Consider the following 24,532-nt stretch of genomic DNA (forward strand, 5'->3'; position numbering starts at 1 on the left):
TTACCTCATTAGGGGATGGAATGGGTACAGTAGGCTTATTCGCTTACTGTATTTTTCTATCATAGCCATTTCTGCCTTCTGCCTGCCAGTCAATTTATCGAGATATCCTGTATACAGAATATCTTTTATGCCGAAACTAGATTGTGTTAGGGTAATTGCTACACAAGAAAGTACCAGCTAGACTGGTGGAATGAGAATGTATCATTTAAGACAAAGTGAATTTTGTGATAATTGCTTCTGGATAATCTTGATCGCTTTCTTGGATAAATAAATGCTTTTTTGGTCAACTTTATGACTCTCTTATTCTTTGTGTGATAAGTTTAACTTATATAGCAGTGATCGGTCTTTGTCTCCTTTGTGTCTCTGTGGTTCGTTTCACTCACTTGCCCACAAGACTGTATCTTAAAATACATTTTACTCACCAAACCTAAGAGAGCCACTTTCTGACTAAAACTAACGAAATAATCATCGCAATTCATGACTAATAAAACATTTAATCGCCGAATATGATAACTACAAATAGACAAGTATTTCTCGATATTTTGCCAGCCATAATGGAAATAAATAAAGAGAATAAATCTGAATTCATTTAAATAATATAGAACAAGCTTACTTTCATTTTCTAGTTGCTAGAATTATTAAAATAGATAAAATCAGCCATTTTATTTGTTTGCAAATCTATCTATAAACTATCTCTATTCTCAATTAAGATGCTCAAAATTCGCCTTTTAGCTAGACCAAGTAATCTCTTTTTTTTGTTATTAATTTTGGCGATTATTTTTAATCCTTTCGTGATTGTCAATGCGGGAGAAAGAGGGGTTTTAATGGTTTTTGGTCAAGTACAGGAGAAAATACTTAATGAGGGTATTCACGGGATTATTCCCGTTGTTAACACGGTAAAAAAACTAAGTGTGAGAATCCAAAAACAACAGATAGCGGCCGAAGCTTCCTCCAAAGACCTACAGGAAGTATTTACAGATGTAGCCCTGAATTGGCATATTTTAGCATCAGAAGTTAATACTATTTTTCAACAAATTGGCGATGAAGCGGCTGTCATCGAACGAGTGATCGATCCAGCAGTGGAGGAAATTCTTAAGGCAGTTATGGCTAAATATACCGCCGAAGAATTAATTACTAAACGGGAGGAGGTGAAAGGAGAAGTAGATATTCGTTTGAGCGAAAGACTGAAAAATTATCATATCGGTGTCGATGATATTTCTTTGGTTCATGTCAATTTTTCCGATCGCTTTACCGATGCGGTGGAAGCCAAACAAATTGCCGAACAGGAAGCCAAAAAAGCCGGTTTTATGGTGCTGAAAGCTCTGAAAGAATCGGAAGTGAAAATCAATCTGGCTAAAGGAGAGGCGGAAGCTCATCGCATTCTCCAAGATTCCTTAAGTCCAGAAGTTTTACAGAACAAAGCGATCGAAAGATGGGACGGTAAACTTCCCCTATTTATGGATGATAATCTGCTTAAGTCCCTTGAATTGGTTAAAGATAAGCGAAAAACTAGATGATAAAAACAATTTATTAAAACCATAAGAAAGAATACTTGATTTTATTGAACTTCACTGCGAGGAACTCCTCTATGCTGTTTAAATCCCGAAAGACAAAGCAGAAATTTAACCCCGATTACTGGCGAGATCATTCGGCCAACGAACGCACCTATCTGTCTTGGATGCGTGCCTCGATCGCTTTGATGGGTTTTGGTCTGGTCATTTTGCGTTTACGAACGGCATCTTCTACGGCCCTAGAGGTCTGTCAAAGCAATAATTATGGATAATGGGAGGAGTAAAATAAGCAAATTAACCCACTTGTATCCGTCAATTTCAACTTTACCGACTACTAGGGCCTGGTGATGAAACCCTAATTTTTCTCGATCGCGTAACAGAATCGGCCGATTTTCGGGGGATTTTCGGCCATGAGGTTGGCCGTGATCGTTTTTAGGCCTCGAAGAAAAGGGAGTAAATTATTCGTTTTCGAGCCATCTTGTTGATTATCCCGGCCGATTTGCCAGTTCCACTCTTCCCACCAAGGTTGTTCCTGTAGATTCTTGGCGACGAGATCGATCATGAAGAGGTAAATTCCTGGTTCGGGAAACTTATCGGGGTGGATCGTGGTGACAAAATTTAGCTTTCGGGGAGCTTGTCCTGCTGGGGAATCGAGATTCCATTTGGATATCTTGATCGCTTTTTGTAAATTGGAATCATCTTTTAAAACTTCTTTTGAGTTTTGAAATGTGTTCGAGAATTTATTGGGAACCTCGATGCTTTGTAAGGGTTCGATCGAACGGACATCGATCGCCACCGTATGCTCGCTCGTATCAAGGGAAACACTATCGGAAATCTCAATCGCATCTGTAGAAGTTTGCGGTATTTTCCAGAGTTGATTATTCTGGTCTTTAGCTTGAACTCTAAAGCCATTTAATGATAGATTCCATTCTCCTAAAACTGCTTTTTCTTCGGCGGGTTTTTCTTCAATTTCTCGATCTAACAAAAATGGTTCCTTTACAAGATGATTGGGTGAAAAAATAGCAATTTTGCTATTGGCTAAAATGTTCTCTTGGCGTTCTTTTAAGCTGGCAAAATATTGAGTTATGTCGTTGTGACGACCAATAAAAACTACATAAAATGGACGAAATTTATTGCTAGATTTCTCGTTGGGAAAGGGAAATTTTTTGATCCTGTTTTGCTCTTGCACATAGACGGTTCCTTCAAATTCGCTTTGAATCGCCCAAATCGCTACGGCGTATTCAGGATGCTTTGAGTTTAAATAAGTTTCTTGAATTTTTCTCGTGAGAAGTGTCACATCTCCCGATGCTTGATCGAGATCAGTAACGATAACCTGTAGGGAATTTTTTGTCCCTGGTTCGACAATTAGATTTTGAATAGGAGCGGAAACATCGGGAAAATCTGTACCATTATAAAAGGTGGGAAGTTGGGCTTTTCTAAAATCACTACGGGTGAGCGCATTTCCCGAACGATAGTATTGAACAGGAGTTTTACTGACTAAAGATAGGGTCTCGTCGAGCAGTTTTAGGGTTTGCACATAGAGGCTACCAGCATCGCTAACGTAGCCCAACATTGAGCTAGATCCATCCACTTGAATCGAGATGCCTAGAGGGGTTGAGCGAGTATCCGTCTTTTCGATCGGGGTAGGTATGCACGAAAAAGGCTTTTCTGCTGTATTGCAAGATACAATTCCTAAACAAGTGACTATTGTTATTACTAACCATCGAGCGCGCACCATTCGATCTCCTCGTGAACTACTGCTACCTTCTCTCCTATCCTAGGACGGATTCGACGAAATTGGCAGGATGAGAAGGAGTTAACTTTTTTTACAATCCCCCGTGTTGTAATAATAGCACTATAATATGTCAAGTATAGGTGTGCAGTTAATTTCGAGATAGATTGGTTGAAGGGGAAAGATAACGGATATGTATATAGAGCGGCCAGCAGATCGAGATCTCTATGATAGGTTATCGCATGGAGATGATTGTCTTGTTTTAAGTCCTCCAAAAACTGGAAAAAGTTTTTTACTAGAAAGAACGCGCTCGCGTCTTAAAAATGATGGAGTTAAGTGCGTAAGTCTTCGGATGTCCAGAAATCAGCAAGATAACCCTAGAACTAGCATTTCTACAGAGTTATATTGGGAATTCATTCACGATCTAGCGACACAGTTCACGACCCAGAATGGTGATTGTTTATTGCAAGATACAGATTATCAAGCCTTTAGACATTCTTCTTTGCAACCTGGTGCGGAGCTTTTAATATATTTTATCGAAAACATTTTATTAGAAAAAGTTCAAGATGACAAAATTGTTATTTTTATCGATGAACTAGAGTTTCTTTTGAATGAAAGATCTTATTTTCCCACATTTTCCCAGCACTTTTTACAAACACTACTCCATTGCTACGAGCAACGTGATCCCAAACGTGCTAAAAACCAAAACTATCGGAACTTTCAGAAAATCACCTTTGCATTCTTTGGCGAGAAGAAGTCTCTCACCTTAAATGATAATCGCCAATATGAACTTATTTTCAACCCATCCACCCAGATAAGTATCGGCGATTTTACACTTGAGGACTTAAGACAAGGGCAGGGATTGGCACATTATTCAGACAAAGTTAAGAAACTGAAAAATTTGGAAACAGCACTCCAAAAAATACTGGATTGGACGCATGGACAACCACTACTGACTCATGAATTTTTAAAATTATTTTTTAAGACTGATAATTTTACATTACCTAGTATTTCGGAAGACACAGCGCAAAGCTGTATTGAAAATATTGCCACAAAACGTATATTAGGAGGACAAAAAATTTCGGGGCATCTGAGCAATATTCGTGAGATGCTAAATAGAAACGGTCAGTACGTCAATATCTGTCAGGAAATTTTACAAAGAGGAGGCAGAGACACTTATCGTCGGACTCCAGAACAACAAGAACTAATTAATTTAGGTCTATTGGTCAGAGAAAATAATGAGATAAAGATTCACAATCGAATCTACGAAATCTTTCTTCAAGACTTTATCGCCTCTGCCCCAAATCTGCCTGAAAAACCGAATCTGACTGAACCCCCGAATCAGACTGAATCCCAAAATTCGACTGAACCCCCGAATCAGACTGAACCCCAAAATTCGCCTGAATCCCAAAATTCGCCTGAATCATGGCTGAAAATATTGGCTGATTTTGCGATATTAGTCTTGTCTTTTTTCGAGAGTCGCTGGTCAAGCATTTGCGGTTTTTTATTATCACGTGTAGTACCCAGAATACCAGAAAGTTGGCGTGAAAGAATTAGAAATTTTCTATTTTTTTGGAATAGGAGAAGAATGCTATCTTTTGCAGGATTTGTGGCTATAGGATTGATTTTTTTTATTGGATTAACTTTCTACATCTATGTAAATCAAATGCAAAATGCAGGAATGGAAGCTTTAAAGAATTTTGAAAATCAAGAAATAGAAGCCTTAGAAAAGGCAATAACATCAGGGGATCAAATTTATAATAGCCGATTTAATAACATACCCCTACTTAGAGAAAATCTGCCATCCTCTCCTCTATTAGCCCTACAAACTATCGTTACTCAAATTCATGAAAAAAACCGAATTACCCCCGATCCGAATATTCAAGACCTAATGAAAGCGGTCAGTTTTAGTCCAGTGGGTGATTTAATTGCTACTGGTGGAAAGGATAATAAAATTCGACTCTGGGAATTATCGGGAAAATTTAGAGGAGACTATAATAATTCAAAAGAAATTATAAGTCTAGAATTTAATCCTGATGGAAAACAACTAGCAGTTGGTGGAGAAAACGGATCTGTAAAAATCTTGCAAATTCCTGACTTGACATTGATTTCCGACCTAACTAAAAAATGTCATCGAGATACTCAGGGCATCCGTAGTCTTAGTTTCTCTGAAGATGGTAAGTACCTAGTTACTGGTGGTGGTGATAAAGTGTGCCTATGGAACTTGGAAACAGGCAATAAAGAACAAGATTTCGATACTAATGGGAATGTATATAGTTTAAATTTACGAGATCAAACAATTGCGATTGCGATTGCAGGAACAAAAGGATCGATAGAGCTAAAAACTTTAGAAGGAAAAAGTCTTATATTAAAAGAACTCGGACAAAGAGTTCCTTTTGACATCAGCTTTAATTCAAAGGGTACCAAGCTCGCTACAGCAGAAAAAAATGGAAAAATTACGCTTTGGAACTGGCAAGAAAATAACTCTCTTAATTACCTAAACGGTTGGGATATTTACAAAGAACCTGACAAGAATCCATACACGAAGGTTGATTTTTTTGAAGACAACTTATTTGCTGTTTATGAAAATAAAGATTTACTCAAACTTCTTGGAATTAATTTGAAAAATGAATCACAACCAGAAATATTCAAAGAAATTGCTTTAAAAGGTTATGCCTCAAAGCAAAAAGCTAAAGACAAGGAAATTGAAAACGCCAGTTTTAATCTTAAAACTAATAAACTAATTACAGTCGCCCAAGAAAATCAAGCTCGTCTATGGGATTTTTCTTCAAAATCTACACCTTTCTCAACTGGGGGGGTATCGCTTAAAAACTTAACCTTGCGTTCTGACAATAATTCAAATGATCCTAAGACACTATCCATTGTTACTTTAGACGAAAAGGGCAACGTTCAATTATGGTCTATCAAAGGAAGGGAAATTCCCTTCAAAGATGAGGAGAAAGTATCCCCATCTATAGCAATTGGTTTTACACCAGAAAGCGATCGGCAAATTGTTTCTGTCAATAAAGATGGAGTTATTGATTTCTTGAATTTAGAAGGAGTAGTACAAAATCCCATCTCGATATCTACTGGACAGGATAATATTACAAGTATTGCCATTCATCCTTCTAAAAAGATTATTGCTACAGGTAATAAACAAGGTGCGGTAATGTTTTGGAATTATAAAAAAAAGCCCACTGAAGGCGAACCGATGCCTAATCCTAATGGGGGAGAAGTAAAGTTCATGAGCTTCAGTCCAGATGGTCAACAGTTTGTTTCTGTAGGAAGTGACAGTGTAAAGCTCTGGAATATATCTGAGAATGATCCGAAAGAAGTGCCATTGGAAGCGCATAACTATGACTACTCGGGAGGTGTTAGCGGTTTGGATATCAATGAGAACGGGGATATCGCCATAGCGGCAACCGAAAAGAGTAAGATTTACTTATTTGATCGATCTGGTCGAAGCATTGAGCCGCTCGATACTGAATACGAAAAAGGTATTATAGATATCGGCTTTGGTCAATTTAACGAGAATCCATCAAGCTGGCTGAGTTCGGCTCGCTCGTACTTAGCTACGGTGGGTGATGATCGAGTTATTAAGATATGGGATTATTCTAAGCGGCAAAAAATCGCTGAATTCACCAGCGATTTTGTTAAGGTTAATAAATTTAGTTTCAGTCCCGATGGAAGATCTGTTGTCGTCGAGGGGGATAAGGGTAAAATTGAAGTATTTTCAGTGCAACCCTTACACGAATTATTAAAAAGTGGTTGTGACTGGCTCGTTGACTACCATTCTAATCCTAGCCGCTCAGAGTCAGAAGTGGCTAAAACCTGTAGTAAATATGTACGGAAATAATCCCATTAGATAGAGATAACTATGAAACCTGGTGAAATAATTCGTGTGATCGCTATTATCGTTGTGGGCGCGATCCTTATGTTCTTGATTCAACCCTTTATCTTTAGAACGGGAGCGATTTGGTCGCCCAGCGTTCAAGATCCGGGAGCGGCCCTAGCGAGTTGGGCGAGTGGGGCGTATATGGTGGCGGCGGGGGTGGTTTTCGGATTGTCGATCGCTTGCACAATTCTCTGGTGCGTGATGACGGCGAAATCGGCCGCTAGACGACCGGATGAACTCAGAGCTTGGAGCTTGTGGTGGTGGCTTCTCGGAATCGTTCCTATTCTGAGTATCGGTCTCGCCATCGGGTTTTTCAATCCGATCGAAGAACTGCGTTTACTCCTCGCCCTCTTTTTTGTATTGGATATCCTCATCCTGTTTTGGCTACCGACTGCCAGTAGCACCCCGGGCCTGTTGATCTACACACCACCCCTATCCCATCAACTGCGGGATATCATCGATCGATTTTAAGAAAAAAAGGAGGCAATTCAGTATGGCCATGTATGTGATCGGCATCGGGGGAACGGGGGCGAAATGTATCGAGGCAATCACGAAACTCGCCTCGGTGGGACTGTTTACCGAACAACCGTTAAAAGTTCTCTTTATCGATGCGGACGAAACCAACGGGAATCTAGAGCGATCGAGAAACGCGCTCAGTATCTACAGCCGATGTCAGGAGTTGATCGTCGGCAAAGAGAACCAAGATAATAGCCAACTCCATCCCTGGATGAAAACTAAGATCGAATCCTTCGATCTCTGGTCGCCCTTTGGCGGGGTTAATTCCAGTAAAGAATTGAAAGCCTTTTTCAACTACAACACGCTCAAACAAAATCAACCCGCTCTCGGTAATCTATTCGATGTTCTCTACACGAAAGACGAACAGGAAGTCTCGCTAGACGTGGGTTTCCGCGGTCGTCCGGCGATCGGTTCGGCGGTGATGAGCCAAGTGGATCTCGAACGATTGGATCAAGAACCCTGGGGAGCGCTGATCAAACAAATACAAGCAGACACAGGCGCAGGAAAAGCCCCGAAAGTGTTTCTCTGCGGGTCGATGTTTGGGGGAACTGGAGCCTCTGGACTACCGACGATCGCCCGTTTACTGGCCAATAAACTGAAAAATATCGGGGTCAAAGATCGAGTCAAGATCGGTTGTCTGTTCCTGTTGCCCTATTTCGGGTTCACCCCGCCGCCAGGAGAAGATCCGGACGGGATTTTCGCTCGTTCCGAACAATTTTTACTGAACACCGAAGCCGCCCTACGCTATTATGTGACCCAAGCGCGAGAGACCTTCGATACGGTTTTTCTGCTGGGAAATGAAAACTTCTCGAAAGTGGAATTTAGCGTCGGCAAAAATAGCCAGCGCAATGATCCCCACTTCCTAGAACTCTATAGCGCCCTCGCCGCGCGGTATTTTTTCCTTCATACCGCCGAAATAGGGGAAAAAGTCGTTTTAATAGGCCGGGAGCAAATCGGTCGGCTGATTTGGGACGATCTGCCGGATCGAGCGGAAATCCAACCCGCGCTCGTCAACGGGACTCGATTCGCCTACAGTTGGCTGTCCGAGTTTGAACCCGAACTCAACGGCATCCTCAAAAGAAAAGATGATCGCCTGGTACTTACACCCTGGTCGCGCCCTTTCTTTCCCCATAAAGGCTCGGCAGACGGGATGACGCGGTTAGGTGATCCCCAACAACAGGAAGCACTGAAGACGATTAGCGCCTGGTGTCGGGATTATCTGACTTGGTTGTACCGCCTGCACCAGATCGAGGGAGAACAGATCCAACTCTTTAACACCCAAGCGATGGGTGATCCAGAAAAGTCCCTCCGACGAGAACAGTTAGCAGAACTGGTACTCGATCGCCCTCTCGACAATAAAACCAAATCGAGAGACACGATCACCTCTCTGATGCAAAGCCTACAGAGCTATAAACCCGACAACTCCGCGGAGCCTGGGATCGCCGCATTAGCCAAAGCCCTATACACCTTTTGTAAGCAATAGCCTTTAGTCTATGTTTTTATTACTGCCGAAATTAAAATCCGATAGCGATGTCCGTCCCTCCGATCAAGCGGGAAAATGGGACGCGCAAGACTTTAAAACCTTTGGCGATGTGGCCTCCAGTCTCGATTACAAATCCCCCGGCCAGGTAAAAAGTGTCAGTTCCGTCCCCACCATCTGGGCCCGTCCCCTGTCGATGCAAATGGCTCTTCACAACAAGGCCTATCCCATCCATCGGCAGATGATCGACCAGTGGCAAGGAATGTTAGCGGCCTTGGCCCTTGCGGAAACGCGGCGTTTTCCCCTCTCGGCACAACTGCTAGAACTGGGCCAACTCCGCCATCAAGATCCCTTCGCCCGTGCCCTCTACGAACTGCGCCCCAATCCCCCCAGTAAAGCCCTTTATCTTCTAGAGGCAAAAAACCCGTGGGAAGATGTCTACGTCTTTTTATGGGATGGGAAATCGGTGGGAATGTCCTCCCCCAGTACGATCGTCGTTCCCTCCGAAGCCGGCAAGTGGGAAAATCTGCCCTGGTGGAATCGGCAGACCCGTTGTTTGGAAGCGCCGCAAGGTTATCTCAATGCCAGTGAAAAAGCATTGCTCTGGCGTTGGCTGGAGAACCTCAATAACGAGTTAAATCGCTATACTGGGGACGCGATCGCCCAGAATACCATGCGGGGTCTGTTAGCGGAATTTCAGAATAGCTTGGGGGGGCAACCGGAACAACGGCTGAGTTTAAGTAATAATCCCCAATTTTTCGGCGTTCCTCTCAATCGAGGCCTTTTAAACGCCCTCAATCGTCCCGTCAAAGCCGAACCGAAAGAATCCTGCGTGCGGGTCGTGGCCAGCGAGAATAAGCGCGGCCTCGTTCCCCCTCTCCTGATTATCGATCCAGAAATCGCTCGCTCGTGGGATCGATCGCCCCAAGATATCTGGATCTATCAGGATCAAACCCTCGCCTCTCCATCTATCCTCAAGGATTTACAGACTGGGAAAATCCTCTGGAAAGATATCCGGTGGATCGAGTCCAAGGATCTATTTACCCCGGAATTTCACTTTATCGATGTGGAAGATGCCCTACCAGGGGGGTTTTTGCCGGATAACACTCCGTCGATCGTGTTCAAAGGACAGGAAATCACCCCTCTCCTGCCCCTCAACCCGATCCTCCTGGACTACTTTACCCCCGAAGAGTTACTGCGGAAGCTCCAGTTCAGTACGCTCAACGGGAGTGAGGGGCCAGTTCTGCGGGTATCCCTAGACCTGCCCCTATCGGGCATGAACAATGACGAGAGAAATCCCCAGAATTATCGGGTGTTTAAAGACTATCCCATCAAGGAAGACAACGCCCTGACCCAAGTTCCGGTTTTAGAGATCTGGCCGAACTTCCGGGCCCAGGGTTGGAAGGAATATTACGCCTTTTACTACGATCTGGAATTTCTCGGTTCCTCGAATCCGCTTGATCGCACTTTTCAGGTGAATTTGCCCGGCGCCAAAGAACCGCATATTTTCCAAGATGGCAAGGGTTCCTATCAACTCACCCGACTAGAGGAGTATCCCTCCTGTATCGAATGTCGGGATCGATCGAAAAACTTCCTCGGCCTAATCCTGCTGAAAACGCCGGCATCGATCGCTCTGGAGGGTTCCTGGAAAGTGGGGGTCGATTTTGGGACATCTTTTACCAATATCTACGTCAATCGCCGAGGAATAACCGAACCGCTTCCCTTAGAAAGTCTGCATCTCAAAGTGACGGAGGTACTGTCCGATACTCGACTGCCCACCCTGTTCGAGTATTTCGTTCCCGAAAACTTCATTCCCCCAGAGAAACCGTTACCCCTCAGTAGCGTGTTAACCACCCGAAAGGCGAATAACGTAGCGAAAGAACGCCCGATCTACGACGGTCGGATCTATATTCCCGATCGCGCGAGATTTAACCCCCAAGAGGGCTGGATCGAAACCGATCTCAAATGGACGAATATCACCATCAATCGGCTTTTTCTCAAGCATTTAGCCCTTCATGTCACAGCCCTCGCAGCCAAAAACGGCATCCAACAAATCCAGTGGTCTCTCTCCTATCCTTCCGCTTTCTCCCGCGCCGATAGAATCCGCTACGCACGCAACTGGCAGGATTTAACCGAAGAGTTGCAGGCAAAAACCGGGATCAGCCAAATTTGCCCGCAACAGGATAATCTCACCTATTTCCGCACGGAAAGTGTGGCAACGGCCCAGTATTTCGCCGATCAGGAGGGTCACAACCTCGTCAATAGCACCTGTATCGACATGGGGGGAGGAACCTCGGATATCTCCATCTGGGAGGCCGACACCGATCGCTTCCAACTGGTGCATCAATGCTCGGTACAATTAGCCGGGCGACATCTGTTCTCCCAATTCTTGGAACTCAATCCCGGATTTCTCGTCGAGAAGTTTGGGGTAAACACGAGCGAATGGCAGGGATTGAAAGAGGGAAACTTCCACGCCAAGCTAGATGTCCTACTCCGCCTCGAAAGCGAGAACTGGCTCAAGAAAAGAGACTTTCTCGAAGAAGATCCCCAATTCCAGGGTTTACTCCGACTGATGGCGATCGGTACGGCGGGACTATACTACTATGTGGGGATTCTGTTACAGGTTCTCTACGAAAAAGACCGCTACAGCCGACCGGAAATCACCCCCGTGTACATCGGTGGCAACGGTTCGCGCCTGTTGAACTGGCTGGCGATTGGCGGACGGTTCGATCGTCACGCTGAAGTTAACGAACTTTTCAGTCGGATGCTGAGTAAGGCCTCCGGTTTCCCGGACACCAACGAGATCACCCGATTAAGCACCCGTCCCAAGGATGAAGTCGCCTGTGGTCTGGTACTAGACCGAACTCCCCTAGGAGGAATTATCAGCAAAAAACCGGAACCGGTAATCGCCGGGGAGGATTGCGAGGTGAACAGTCAAAAAATTACGTGGAAAGACTATCTGGAGTTGGAAGGCAATATCACCGGCTTCGATATGCCCCAACTCCAGGAAGTTCCCGCTTTTCTAAACGAGTTCAACACCGCAGTGAAAGAGATCGACATTCAGGGACTTAAACCCATGCCCGCTTTTAAAAATGGCGAACTGGAGTCTAGTTACAAAGATCGTCTCTGGCGTGAAGTCCATAAAGAACTGAGAACGAATCTCGTTCACATTCGGGGAGATTCAGAAAACATCCGCGTCGAGCCACCTTTTATCCTAGGATTAAAGGCACTCCTCCGCGTTTTAGGCAAGGAGTGGGCTGGCAAATAACGGCTAACCAGAGGGGAAGTAGGAAAAATACCGGCGAGGTCTTTTCTACTCCCCTTAGCAAAAAGTCTAAGGGAGAACGATGATGTCTAATTGTCCAGTTTGTGATGCTATATATAACGAAGGGCAAGAGAGTTGTACGGTATGTAACTGGCCTCTGAATAATGACTCTCAAAAAATTATTATCTGGGCGAAAGGTATTTGGGCGACTAAAAAAAAAGATACTAATTTAAAAAAGCAAGATCAAACGCTGGAGATTGAGACAAAAATCGAGTCTATTAATAGTTTAGAAGAAAAGGTAAAAGAATTTAGCGATCGATTATCCAAATTTGAGCAATTAGAAGACCGGGTAAAAGAATTTAGCGATCGATTATCCAAGTTTGAGGATTTCGATCTCAAATATCAATCCCTACCATCACAAATGGAAACCCTACAAAACCAAGTAGGATCAATCCTTTCTGAGCAAAGAAAATGGATAGAAATCCAAGAAAAAATTAACAAAATTAATGACAATTCTTCGAACCTTGAAGAGACTAAAAGACAATTAGATGAAATTCAAGGTAAGTTAGAAGATTTAGAAAACAATATTCGAGCGAACGAACGTGCCAATCGAAAAATGGTTTCTAACCAATCCTCATATCCTTCTGAAACAAGCGTTTCCTATCCAGAACTTTCGCCACAAACTCAGAACCCGATTAGCCTAGAAGAATCGAATCTAGCGAAAAGATATAACAGCGATCGAGAGTCTTTTTCCCAACAGGCAATCAACGTCACCGCCACCGAAGAAAGCTTGACAAAACTAAGAATCGGTAGTTCCTCGCGGGTAATCTTCGAGAAAAATCGTCGCGGCAATTATTCGATCATCAAAGAAAACGGCACAGAATATTTAGTACCGAGTAACAACCTCAGACTGAACCAACACAACTACAAAGCGATCGAAGACTTCTTCGACTGTAAAAATCTTCAGCTAGAGGGTAACTTTGAACTTCTCAAACCCGCTAGAGTTTCCGCTTTACCCGGAGGGGAAACCTGGCAGTTAGAGGAACGCGGCATCCTACAATTCTGATATATAAAATCGGTGAATCCTATGAAAAAAATCAGCTATGCTAAATTGGCTCTATCCCTGCTCCTCGTTTCTACTGTCCTCGTCGGATGCGGGAAAGGGACTAATTCTGTAAGCACTCAAACCTCTCAACCCTCCTCGGCAACCGTCGAGAAATCTCCTCAATTACAGAGCGATATCGATAAAGCTTTCGATGAGTTAAAAAAAGAACAGCAAAAGTTTCTCGATGCCCTCAAGGGAGCGATTACGATTACTGACAAGAAAAAGCTGGAAATTATTAAGAGCGATGCGGTTAGTACAAAGATAGAAAATTTACAGACAAAAATAAAAGAGTATCGTCAAAATCAGATGCCGAAGCTAAAAGAAGTAGAAAAAGCATCCGTTGAGCAAATTTTAGATAGTATCGATAACACTTTAGTCACGATCTCTCAAAAGGTAATCACTCCTTTTAAACAAGGATTGACAAGAAGAGATGCAATTGAAAATGTTCAGAAACAATTAGATTTTTTTACAAGAAGAAATATCTCCCAAGATAATTATGGTAACTTTGGAGATACTACCGTCGAGGAAATTACAAAATTTCTCCAAGATAAACAGAAGTCACTAGAAGATAATATTAAACAATTAAAATCTCCCATCGATCCAGAAATACAAAAATTATCTAATCGAATAGCACAGTTAGAAAAAGAAAAAACCTCTTCTAATACCACTTTTCTCCTTGCTATATTAGCATTATTAGCGAGCGTAATTTCTTTGCTAAGATCCCGCAAAAGATCGAGTAGAAGCTCTTCTATAGGACAACCATCACCCAATAGACATGAGCCTACGAATAAGCGCTTTTCTAGATTCAATTTTTGGAGTAAAGAAACAAACCCTGAAGGAGATGGAGAGGGGGAATCTCCAGAGAACTCGTCCGCTTCAGTTGCTTCTCAGAATTGGAGTCCAAATGAAACTCGAATTACTTCTAAAATTTATGAGCGAGTTTACAAAGATATTTACAACAAATTCTCTGAAAAGTTTAAAGATATCGAGCGAAAAATTACACAAGAAAACCGTATAATTAATGATAGAATTGCCGATTTAGAATTAGAAAAACACAATCGGAAAACCAAAGATACAAAAGTTCGGGAACAAAAAGAACCAACTGGCATAACCACTTTGAACCCTTCTGCACCACCCGCGAGCCAGACTTACCAGAGTACAGCACCTTCAGTATCTAGCTCTTCCCACTCCCTAGGAGGAGATAATTATTATCGAGATGCTCGTTCCTCATCCCCGATCGAAGTATCTCCTACAGAAGAAAGCCTAGCGAATCGTCGAATGGGAGGGAGCGAACCAATTGTACTAGAAAATAAGCGCCGGGGTTACTATGAGGTGTACCTCAACGGGAACTATCATTGTTTGGTACCTAGCCAAAATTTTAGAATCAACCAGAATAACTATAAAAGCGTTGAGGATCTATTCGAGTGCCAGAACTACGATCCGAATTATTCCGATAGCTATACCGTCATCCGTCCTGCGGTAGTCTATCCCCTAGCGGGTGGGCAAACTTGGCAGTTACAACAGCGAGGAGTTTTACGGTTTTAGCTCATCTGACTATTTAGCAATCAACAACGAAAAATTTCCCCATGAACGTAATCATTATTGGTAATAAAAGTGTTGGTAAGACCAGTATGGTCATTACCCTATCGAAAGGAACCGAAAATGTTAAAGTGATCCCTTCTGGCCCTGGGGGTAAAATCGCTACATTGTCCAAGGATAGTATTGAAAAACTAGCGGGAACTTCTCAAAAAGAAGAAGAACCTCTCCTGCTGAGAATTAACCTTCCTTCCGGTTCGGAACGAGAGGTGAGAGTTCAGTGGATTGATACCCCTGGGGAAGCTTGGTCTAAACCCGCGTGGCAAGAAAGCAACCCAGAAAAATATCAAGATCTGGTACACACTCTCGGTCAAAGTCAAGCGGTTTTACTCCTGCTGCCTCCCTATCGATATCGAAGTCGAACTCAAGAAATAGAAGATACTCCCGAATTTGAGGAAATTCTCGACCCGGAGACCTGGAAAAAACAACTCAAGGAACGTCTCACCCTCTTGCGATCGCACTGTCCCAGCGTACAACATATTTTAATCTCTATCCATAAAGCCGATCTATTTCACAACCTAGAGGAGGAAAAAAACACCTGGCAATACAACACCAACGCTTCCTTTCTCTGGGGGAAACACGACACTCATATCCGAGAGACCTATTTTTCCCTAGCCGATGATATAATCCGCGAACATAACTCCCAACCTCCCTACCTCAATCCCAAATTTTTCGTCACCAGCATTCACCATCCCACTCTACTAGAATTACCTTGGGTCTATTTAGGAGCTTATTTCGCCAATGCCTAAAGCCTCTACAGAAATTCGCGTGATCGGGGCGAGAAGTTCGGGAAAAACCACCTATCTTGCCACCCTAGCCGTTCTTCCATCGGGTTTACTACAAAAATATCCCAAGTTAGAGGTGATTCCTCGCAATGATGAAGCCACGGCCCTACGGAAACGCGCGCTCGATACGCTCAAAAATCAAGGAAAGATAGCGGGAGATGCCTTCGAGGCTGATCAACTTCATAACCTCAAGGACTATGACTTTCTCATCAAAATCCCGCCGGGGAAAAAGCGATCGAGCATCGAACTAGAACTCCTTGCCAAAGATTTCCCAGGGGAATTTTTTGAACATATTCCCATCCCTCATCAATGGAAAAAAATCACCCCTTGGGTTGATGACCTATTCACTACCGTAAGCTGGATGGTGATGATGACCGATTGGGAACCCGAACGCGACACATCGCTATATCTCCCCGCATTTACCAAACTATGCGAGGAAATTCGCGAGCGGGAAATTCGCAACCCAGAAATTGAAAAACTCCGGATCGCCGTCGTCATGGCTAAATGTGAAAGGGGAGAACTCTGGCCCTGTCGTCTCGATCCCGACGAGGATTTATTCGAGGTACGATTGCCCGAAACCTATAAACATCTCACCAAAACTTTAACCTCCGATCGATTACAATTCTTTGCCTGTTCTGCATTCGGGGTTTTGGGAAGTCGCCGCGATCGAGATTTTGATCCCCGGCCAAACTGCTACTTACCCGACGACGGTTCCCCAGAAGAAAAAAACGCCTATTTACGAGAACCCGATCGCTGGTATCCCTACGGATTAATTCCTCCGCTATACTGGTTAGCGACAGGCATTCGACTCGAAGAATAATTATGTGGAGTCGTCAACAACCCCCAGAAACCACCGATTCTCAGCCTACCGAATTTCGGATCATCGGACCGAGGCGATCGGGTAAAACCACCTATCTATCTGCGTTGGCCTACTGGCCGAACGCGAAACCCGATAGTCCGATCGAGAAAGTTATTCCCGGCGACGACGATACGGCTAAACTAATCGCTATGGCAAAAGATATCCTAGAAAATAATGCCATGTTAATGGCTACCTATCTAGCCAGCAATCCGAGCGAAATTCCCACTTATAACCTCTCGATTCAAATGAAGCCCACTTGGCAAGGGGGACAAGCGATCGATATAATTTGTAAAGACTTTGCTGGGGAATTATTTGAAAAACTATCCCAAGGCAAAACTTCCCAAATCGAAGAGTATCTAGAAGAATGTGCCTCTGCCCTAGGATTACTCATCCTACTCGATGGTACTTTCTTCACAGAAGATGAAAAGTACGCCCAGGGATTGGCCACCTTGAAACAACAATTAAAGTGGCGACTAGAAAAGAAAAATCAAAACCTATCCCAGTATCGGATCGCCTTAGCCTTTACCAAAGCCGAACAATCTAAAATGCGAATCCACCGACAGGATATCCCCAGATTTATGAGGCTAAAATTTAATAAAACCTATCAATTACTAGAAAATTGGGGCAAAGAGTGGCCCTGTCCTGTTAAGTATTTTTTTTGTTCGGCATTTGGCATGAAGCCAGGTGCTTCTCCCGACTCTCCCCTCGCCAACGTTCAAGTTACTAGCCGTGAAGGTGGTGTGACTTCTGGAGTGATCGATAACCCAAAAGTGTGGAGACCCTTGGGATTAATGGCACCAATTTACTGGTTACACACGGGTACCGATCATCCCCAACTCAGAGACATAGAGGATTAGAAAAACTATGAGCGATTCCATTACGATCAAGGAATTTTCTCGGAAATTGTTAGAACCGAAAAGACAGGGCGATCGGTGGGTTTCTAGCGGATTCGACAAAGAAATCGGCTTAAGGACCTATGCGAATACTCCCATCCCCATTCAAAATGCAGTCCATAACCACTGGTTTCGGATTAATGATAGTTATCCTCCGGCAGAAGGAAAGATTGCCCTCATCGCACGAGAAATCGATAGATACGCAGTTTTAGCGGTAGCTTCTCCCCTAAAAGATGATTGTGATCGACCTCTGGTAGGCTATCGTTATTTCTGGCTAGAAAAGCCCCTAGATAGAGAGATAGATGCCGTGGAAACGCTCCTCCGATGGTGGGACAAGAACGAGCGACCCCGTTTCGAGCTAAAGCCTTGTTCAGACATCAGAGATATTCAGAAACAGAATCGTGGACAGGGATATTATTCAGCGATTCTTCACAGTCCTCATGATTTCGATAAAGTTCGTCAATTTGAGCAACTTGCTTTAGAAGTACAACAAACTCCTCATATTTTTACTCCTAGCAACAGCTTTATTCCTAGTTATTGGCATTTGCATTTTTTTTCTCGATATCTCAAACAAAAATATAATCGCCCGATCGCTTGGGCGTGGAAGGTTACTGTTTTAGAAAATCCTAATCAATTTACCCTAATCGCTTGCACTACTCAAGAATACTGTCAGATCAATTCCGATGTCAACAAAATCCCAACCGCATTAACTCCCCATAAAACTGGGCAAGATATACTAGATACTTCCCCTGTACAGGTTCAATCAATTCAAAGTTTAAAAAGAGCATTAAAAGAACTCTCAGAAGGCAAAGAAATTGATCAAAACCTAAATATCTTAGTTCAAGAACTAGAAAAAACCGATAGCACTCGATGGGATTGGGCAACGCTGATCGATAGCACCTGGCTGGAGCAACGACAGCACACCCAACAAGAAAAGATTTATAAATCATTGATTCTACTATTAAATCCCAATTTACAGCATACTGACTTAACGATTACCGTCTCCGATTGGCTCAATAGCCTACAAGCGCCAGGATCTCCCGCACCTCAAAAATTGCTGGATTTCTCTCGCTTTCTTCCCTCAGCCTTATTGACTCATTTCCAGCCATCCGAATTACCCGTTACTCAAGAAGCGAAAGAAGCACTCGATCGACAGCATCAGTTGATACAATTGTATTCTAGAAAGTCGGTCATATTAGCCAAGAATAAAACAAGACTCCATCAACTCATCGCTCGGTTATTTCTCCTACTGCGATCGAACCCCTCCCCCAAATCAGAAGAAGTAATTCAATGGCTACTTATCGACTACTCCCCACTCTGGAAAGAATCTCTAGAAATCTACACCAACGATCTGTTTAGAAAGCTCGATCGAGCCTATCTCAAAAAAGAACAATTACCCCCTCAAGAAAGGGATGAGTTTATCGAGAAAATTCTCGAAGACTTAAAACAGCATGAGCAAGGACAAACCGCCGAAAATCCCTCGTCCTACGAGAGCATCGCAGGGATTCTAGAAAAGAATAAATCCTATCCGATCGCCGCTTTTTTCTATAAACTCGCTACGGGTAAAGTTCCCGATAAAATTTGGGAAAACTGCACGAACATCCCCGAAATTATTCCCCTAGAAAGACCCCCCGCCATTCCTCCACAATCCTCCGAGAAAAGTCCCAATTCTCTCAAGAAAATCGCCCTAATTCTTTGGCAAAAATATCCTTGGCAATGTCTAGGGTTGAGTGTGGCAGTCGGGACGGTGTTGGGGGTGGGAGTCCTGTGGGGAGTTCAATCGATCGAACGGGTATTTTCTCCGAAGATTTCCGCAAATCAATCGGCCATTATTCCCTCCGATCCCGTTCGGGAACTATACTTATATTTTAATCTCCTAGAATCTGGCGATCGCCGACAAGATCTGCAAGCGAAAAATCTAGACAACCTAAAGAAGTTACGGGAAAAGATGCCCGATTTCAACGCTTCCCAGTGTAAAACCAGCACTCAACGCGAAGCATGGCTAGAAGAAAGATCAAGTATTATCAAAGATCCTTTATATCGCTTCCTTCAACAACTGACACCAGCAGTTCCGGTAGAATTAAATAAAACTTACACCGCTAACCAAGTGACAGCCAATCCTCCTCTCAACGCCCCAGAAATTGCCCTAGGGAAAAGTCTTCTCCACTCGCTACAATTGTATGAGGGGGAAATCACTCCGATTTGGGATCAGAAAGTATCGGATGCGATCGCTAAGTTCAAAACACAATACCAGATTCAGCCAGCAGGAGGGGATTTAGATAAAAACACTTGGTCGATTCTCGCTCCCATGATTCAAGATCGGCAGATAAAAACAGCGATCAATACCCTAGAAAGAATCCTAAAAGAGAGCGAAAATTACTCGATCGCTCTCCCTCGATACAAAGCCTTTCAGCAGTGCAAAACTCAGACAAATACCGCCTATTCTGCCTGCCTAGATCAAATATTCAAACCCGATAAATAGACGCTTAATGATGTGGAATCGATGCGAAATTTATCAATTCTCTCGAAAACTTCTAGAGCCAAAATGGTCTAAAAGACATGAGTGCTATGTGAGTACAGGATTTGATCGAGAAATCGGCGGAGAAAATCAGGAAGTACCCCCGGAAATTGCGAATGCCGTCCATAATCATGCCTGTCGAATTAATGATAGTTATCCTCCCCAAACTATCGCCCTAATCTCTAGAGAAATCGGCAAATATGCCCTATTAGCGGTGGCGACAGCCTTAAGAGATGACAGCGATCGCCCTCTGATCGGCTACCGCTATTTCTGGTTAGAAAAACCCTCGCAAGATGGCGAAATAGACGGAATCGGAACGCTGCTAGAATGGTGGATGACTCAAGGTTCTCCCACCTTTCAACTACAACCCTCCTCTTCATCTCCCAAAACACCCCAAAAAGCTTCTAGTTCTTGGCTAAATCGCCATGATTTTTTAAAAAAATATTCAACCGATTCGGTGAAAATTTCTATCAAAAAAATAGAACAAGAAAAAAAATACTCTCGATCGCCATTATATTTAGACAATATAACTTTTGAGGATTGTCGAGAATTTCATGCTCTAGCCCTTTCTCTACAAGCAAACGATTCTAGTCCCCTAAATTGGGCTTTTCGAGTGTCTCAATTAGAGATTCCCGAACAATTCTCTCTGGTTTACACCCAGGATAGCGATCAGGAACAATTAATTATTCGGTTTGATCGAGTTCCCGAATCCTTCTCGACGGTTTCCGAATATATATCCAGTGATATCCAAGTCAAACGATGTTTACTAAATCTAGCAAAAAATAAAGATCTAGAACGAAACTTACAAGCCCTCTCTAGTTATTTATATAGTCTTGACAGTGACCATTGGAACTGGGAAATTATTGTTGATAAAACTGCGCTTAAAAATCATAATATCACGGCGGCTAGATATCGAGCATTACTGGCTATTTTAAAACCATTTCCAGAAATCGCTAACTGGCTAGACTGGCTACGGAAACGAAGAAGAAATAAACAGTTTGGGCGTGCGGGCATCGAGATGCAACAACAAGCGCTCGACCAAAATCCCCACCTCGAACAGCGACTATACGCTCTCATCGATGATCTATTAATAACGGAGCAATACAAAAATAGCAAAATTCCCGATCTACCCAAGGAAAAACAATGGTTATTAATTCGCTCCAAAAGCTTCTGGTCAGATTATTTTTATGACTCCGCAAAATATTATACTAAATCACTACTCATACAAATCCACTATCCAGAATATTGTCAACTAGACAATCATTTTTTTAACAAAATTTTACAAAACTATCAACAAAAAAAATTACCCGATGCTACTAAAAAACGATACGAATTTCTCGCACGACTATTCGCCGAAGTGCGCGCCTATAGCCTAGCGGCTCTGTTTTATCAAGTAAGCCAAGGAGAAGTTCCCGCAGATATATACACCCAAGCCGAAATCCATCTCATCGATCTTCAAAAAAGCCACCGCTCATCTGGACTGATCGGCCTAGCTTGGGCGAACCTGACACAGGATCTTATGCTATTATTTAGAAATCTGAGGGGAGGCTAGGGCAACCCAACGATCAAACCGAAAATTCCCCAACTACGAACGCACTAGCAGCATTAGACTATGGCGGAAACCTTTCTAGTCAATACTAGGAATACTTTGTCTCTAAACGTTTAACTGGATCAGGAAGGGAGTATTGAAAAAATGAGACTTGTTTTTTATCTGTTGGGGGGCATTATTTCAGCGCTGATCGGCTGGAACTTGAGCTTAGTGATCTTAGACCTCTTTAAATTCGCATCGAAGACAATTACTGGAAGCACTTTCCCTTTTTACGTCGAGTTTATTCTCTTCCCGATCGTCACTATCTGTTTAAGTGTTACCCTTGTCCTAACGACCATTTATCTGAGTAATCCGATTCACTACAAAGCGAATCGAAGAATCCGCAATAGTTATCTCAAAATCGCCCTAAAAACTGGTTTAATCGCTGGAGCGATCGCCGCAGTGCTAACTGTGATTATTTACCAGGGAAAATTCGCCCCGGCAAGTGTTCGCATAGTGGGCTGGAGTCTAATCGGTTTAGGGGCCGGTGTAGCCGAGGGATTATCTTGGCGATCGCTGAGTACCGAGGGCGCGAAAAGTAACACCTTTGAGCGACCGATAAAATCTGCCCTTTTCGGATTACTTGCCGGTTTAATTGCCGCCCTAGCGATCGAATTTCTCCGAACAATAATCCCCCTTGGCGGTTATGAAGATCTGTTAGGATTCACCCTTTTCGGCGCTGGTTTAGGGATGGCGCTCGCCATTTCCACAACCCCCACCTATCAAGTCGCACTGAGAGCCGGTAGAGGATTCGGACGCGCCCGAAAAGATAACCAATCGGGAAACTATCCCAAAATTAACGATCGCTCTTTAAGAATTGTCAATTTCGAGCAAACCCAAATTGAAGAAGGATTATCTATCCAGCTACCTCGCCATACTTCCCAATCTTTACAGATCGGTTCTGCGGAAGATGCCGATATATTTTTGCCAGATGTACCTGCAATAGCCGCCAAGCTCAGTTTAGAGAGAAAACAATGGAGACTTAGCACCCCTGTGGAAAATAAAGTACAAATACAAAGAAGAATGTTATCGGAAAATGCCACGGAAACCTTATATCACAATCAAATGTTGACTTTCTATCATGAAAACACGAATACTCGCTATTACCGATTTATTTTTTGCGATCGCTTTCTCGATCCGGACAACTAAAAAAGCTGGTAGAAACCTTCTGCTTTTTCCCCTATCGATCCTCGCGTTCACTTTCTTCGATTCTGCTTCCGTCCGAGCGAATTCCGTCAAGATTCTCCGCGCCATTACCGACCACGATCAAGTGACTTTAAAAGTACAAGTTCGCGACCATCGTGACCTGCTCGTACCCGGATTACAAGAGAATAACTTTACCGTCCTCACCACGGCGGCCAATCAAACCGAATTTAAATATCGATTGACTCCCCTAACTCTCCCGAAAATTACTATAACCCCACCCGATCAAGTCAAACCCGATCCCGCCTATTTAGTGATTTTGCTAGATATGAGCGGCAGTATGGATAATCGGGATGAATCCCAACAAGTCAAACTCCAGGGAGCGATCGAGGGAATCCAAAAATTTATTACCACGATCAAAACCAAAAAACTTCCCGTAGAAATTGCCCTAGTTCCCTTTGGGCAAGGGTGCGCCCATAGCTATCCGGTCGATCAGACAGTGATTCAAAAGTATCTAGAAGCCTATCCATACAAAACAACCAAAACTCGACTTTCCCAGTTAGCCAATATTGATGTCTGCGCCTCCACCAATCTCTATCAACCCCTCGATGAAGCGGTCAATTTTCTGACCACTTCCGAACGTTTTCAGCAAAATTCTTGGGGTCTGCCTCCCCGTCTCGGCGTGATCCTATTTACCGATGGATTCGATGCCGATCCCGATCGAAACAAGGAAGAACAACGCTTTCAGTCCACTCTGGCTCTGCTGGCCCGTTCCCCTCACGTCACCGTCCACACGATGGGATACGGCGAATCCCTAACCCGACTCCGCGCCCGCGCCCAATGCGCCCAGGAGTTACGCGGCCGCCCTCTCACCGTGGATACTCTCCTTACCTACTGTCAGCTTCCTTGGGGAGAAGATATCCGCGAGTTTATCGTCGATCGATCTCGATTGACAGCGATTGCTAAAGAGACCGGCGGAATTGCCCGATTCCCGCGTTCAGCTGAAGAAGTGAGCCAAGGATTACGAGAGTTCCTGACCGCGCTCCGAGAATACGAGATCAGCTATCCACAACCAACCGCCGATCGGCTCACCATCCATCAAGCCAAAGTTATCGTCAATGCTCCAGGAAGAGGTATGTCCTCTCTCATCTCCGCACCGCTCGAATTCCAGATGCCGAATTATCTCTATCACTCTCTCTCGATTTGGGAACGTTTGGCGATTTTTCTCGGTACGCTAGTCGCAACGGTATTCGGTGTTCGCCGGTTCAATGCCTGGAGCCACCAACTCAAAGAAGAAAGCCGCCGAAATTTAGAGGGGTTTTAATAGTTTTTGGACAGGTGCAAGATCACCTATGGATGATAATAGACCTCTTGCATAATTTTTTTATGGTATAACTGAACTTCCCCCATACATATATCTGAACTTTCCCCATACATATATACTATAATAACCGAAAACCCTTATCCATCAATGGATACGCCCCTTAACTTTTCTTAATGTACCCATGTAATTTGTAACATTTCTTAATGGACAAGAATTCTCTCCCTTTGCTAGAATGATAGCCATGTATATAGAAAAAGTTCCTAACCGTAATTCCCCCCCCGCCGTTCTTCTTCGGGAGTCCTACCGAGAAGGAGATCAAGTC

15 protein-coding genes and 1 pseudogene are annotated in these 24,532 nt (G+C 43.5%); 15 read left to right on the plus strand and 1 reads right to left on the minus strand.

The features are described 5' to 3' along the window. The first annotated feature begins 710 nt into the window (after positions 1-710). Entirely contained in the window at positions 711-1,517 is an 807-nt protein-coding gene (locus PN470_RS17540; protein ID WP_103113261.1) for a prohibitin family protein, read from the plus strand. A 71-nt stretch (positions 1,518-1,588) separates the two neighbouring features. Further along, positions 1,589-1,753, plus strand: a pseudogene (locus PN470_RS17545) (YidH family protein); the annotation flags it as partial. A 113-nt stretch (positions 1,754-1,866) separates the two neighbouring features. Here PN470_RS17545 and PN470_RS17550 read toward each other — a convergent pair. After that, entirely contained in the window at positions 1,867-3,249 is a 1,383-nt protein-coding gene (locus PN470_RS17550) for a hypothetical protein (RefSeq protein WP_271936808.1), read from the minus strand. A gap of 187 nt (positions 3,250-3,436) precedes the next feature. On the opposite strand from PN470_RS17550, the gene PN470_RS17555 reads away from it, so the two are divergent. From PN470_RS17555 to PN470_RS17615, 13 genes are all read left to right on the plus strand, one after another. Next, on the plus strand, positions 3,437-7,099 hold the full coding sequence (locus PN470_RS17555; RefSeq protein ID WP_272104870.1) for a WD40 repeat domain-containing protein: 3,663 nt from the start codon (positions 3,437-3,439) through the stop codon (positions 7,097-7,099). Between the two features lie 21 nt (positions 7,100-7,120). Next, on the plus strand, positions 7,121-7,609 hold the full coding sequence (locus PN470_RS17560; RefSeq protein ID WP_016516212.1) for a hypothetical protein: 489 nt from the start codon (positions 7,121-7,123) through the stop codon (positions 7,607-7,609). 22 nt (positions 7,610-7,631) lie between these two features. Further along, on the plus strand, positions 7,632-9,137 hold the full coding sequence (locus PN470_RS17565; RefSeq protein WP_272104871.1) for a tubulin-like doman-containing protein: 1,506 nt from the start codon (positions 7,632-7,634) through the stop codon (positions 9,135-9,137). A gap of 10 nt (positions 9,138-9,147) precedes the next feature. After that, positions 9,148-12,402: a hypothetical protein gene (locus PN470_RS17570; RefSeq protein ID WP_272104872.1), complete on the plus strand. Its 3,255-nt coding sequence runs from the start codon at positions 9,148-9,150 to the stop codon at positions 12,400-12,402. A gap of 79 nt (positions 12,403-12,481) precedes the next feature. Then, complete coding sequence (locus PN470_RS17575; protein WP_272104873.1) at positions 12,482-13,465, plus strand: hypothetical protein; 984 nt, start codon at positions 12,482-12,484, stop codon at positions 13,463-13,465. 21 nt (positions 13,466-13,486) lie between these two features. Beyond that, positions 13,487-15,049, plus strand: a complete 1,563-nt coding sequence (locus tag PN470_RS17580; protein WP_271936819.1) for a hypothetical protein — start codon at positions 13,487-13,489, stop codon at positions 15,047-15,049. A 41-nt stretch (positions 15,050-15,090) separates the two neighbouring features. Beyond that, positions 15,091-15,849 carry a hypothetical protein gene (locus tag PN470_RS17585; RefSeq protein WP_272104874.1) on the plus strand — a complete coding sequence of 253 codons (759 nt, stop codon included), beginning with the start codon at positions 15,091-15,093 and terminating at the stop codon, positions 15,847-15,849. Next, positions 15,842-16,705 (plus strand): hypothetical protein, encoded by an 864-nt coding sequence (locus tag PN470_RS17590; RefSeq protein WP_272104875.1) that lies wholly within the window; start codon positions 15,842-15,844, stop codon positions 16,703-16,705. Before PN470_RS17585 ends, PN470_RS17590 begins: the two co-directional genes overlap by 8 nt. 2 nt (positions 16,706-16,707) lie before the next feature. Continuing rightward, positions 16,708-17,601 carry a hypothetical protein gene (locus PN470_RS17595; RefSeq protein WP_149989130.1) on the plus strand — a complete coding sequence of 298 codons (894 nt, stop codon included), beginning with the start codon at positions 16,708-16,710 and terminating at the stop codon, positions 17,599-17,601. A gap of 7 nt (positions 17,602-17,608) precedes the next feature. Then, positions 17,609-20,119: a peptidoglycan-binding protein gene (locus tag PN470_RS17600; protein ID WP_271936827.1), complete on the plus strand. Its 2,511-nt coding sequence runs from the start codon at positions 17,609-17,611 to the stop codon at positions 20,117-20,119. Positions 20,120-20,207: 88 nt separating this feature from the next. Further along, positions 20,208-21,707, plus strand: coding sequence for a hypothetical protein (locus tag PN470_RS17605; protein WP_272104876.1), 1,500 nt, complete (start codon positions 20,208-20,210; stop codon positions 21,705-21,707). A 141-nt stretch (positions 21,708-21,848) separates the two neighbouring features. After that, positions 21,849-22,892, plus strand: a complete 1,044-nt coding sequence (locus tag PN470_RS17610) for a hypothetical protein (protein ID WP_016514474.1) — start codon at positions 21,849-21,851, stop codon at positions 22,890-22,892. Further along, positions 22,825-24,210: a VWA domain-containing protein gene (locus tag PN470_RS17615; RefSeq protein WP_271936832.1), complete on the plus strand. Its 1,386-nt coding sequence runs from the start codon at positions 22,825-22,827 to the stop codon at positions 24,208-24,210. The genes PN470_RS17610 and PN470_RS17615 overlap by 68 nt, the downstream gene beginning before the upstream one ends. Positions 24,211-24,532: the final 322 nt, after the last annotated feature.

The organism is Microcystis sp. CS-574 (genome assembly GCF_028329095.1).
GTDB classification, from domain to species: Bacteria; Cyanobacteriota; Cyanobacteriia; order Cyanobacteriales; family Microcystaceae; genus Microcystis; species Microcystis ichthyoblabe_A.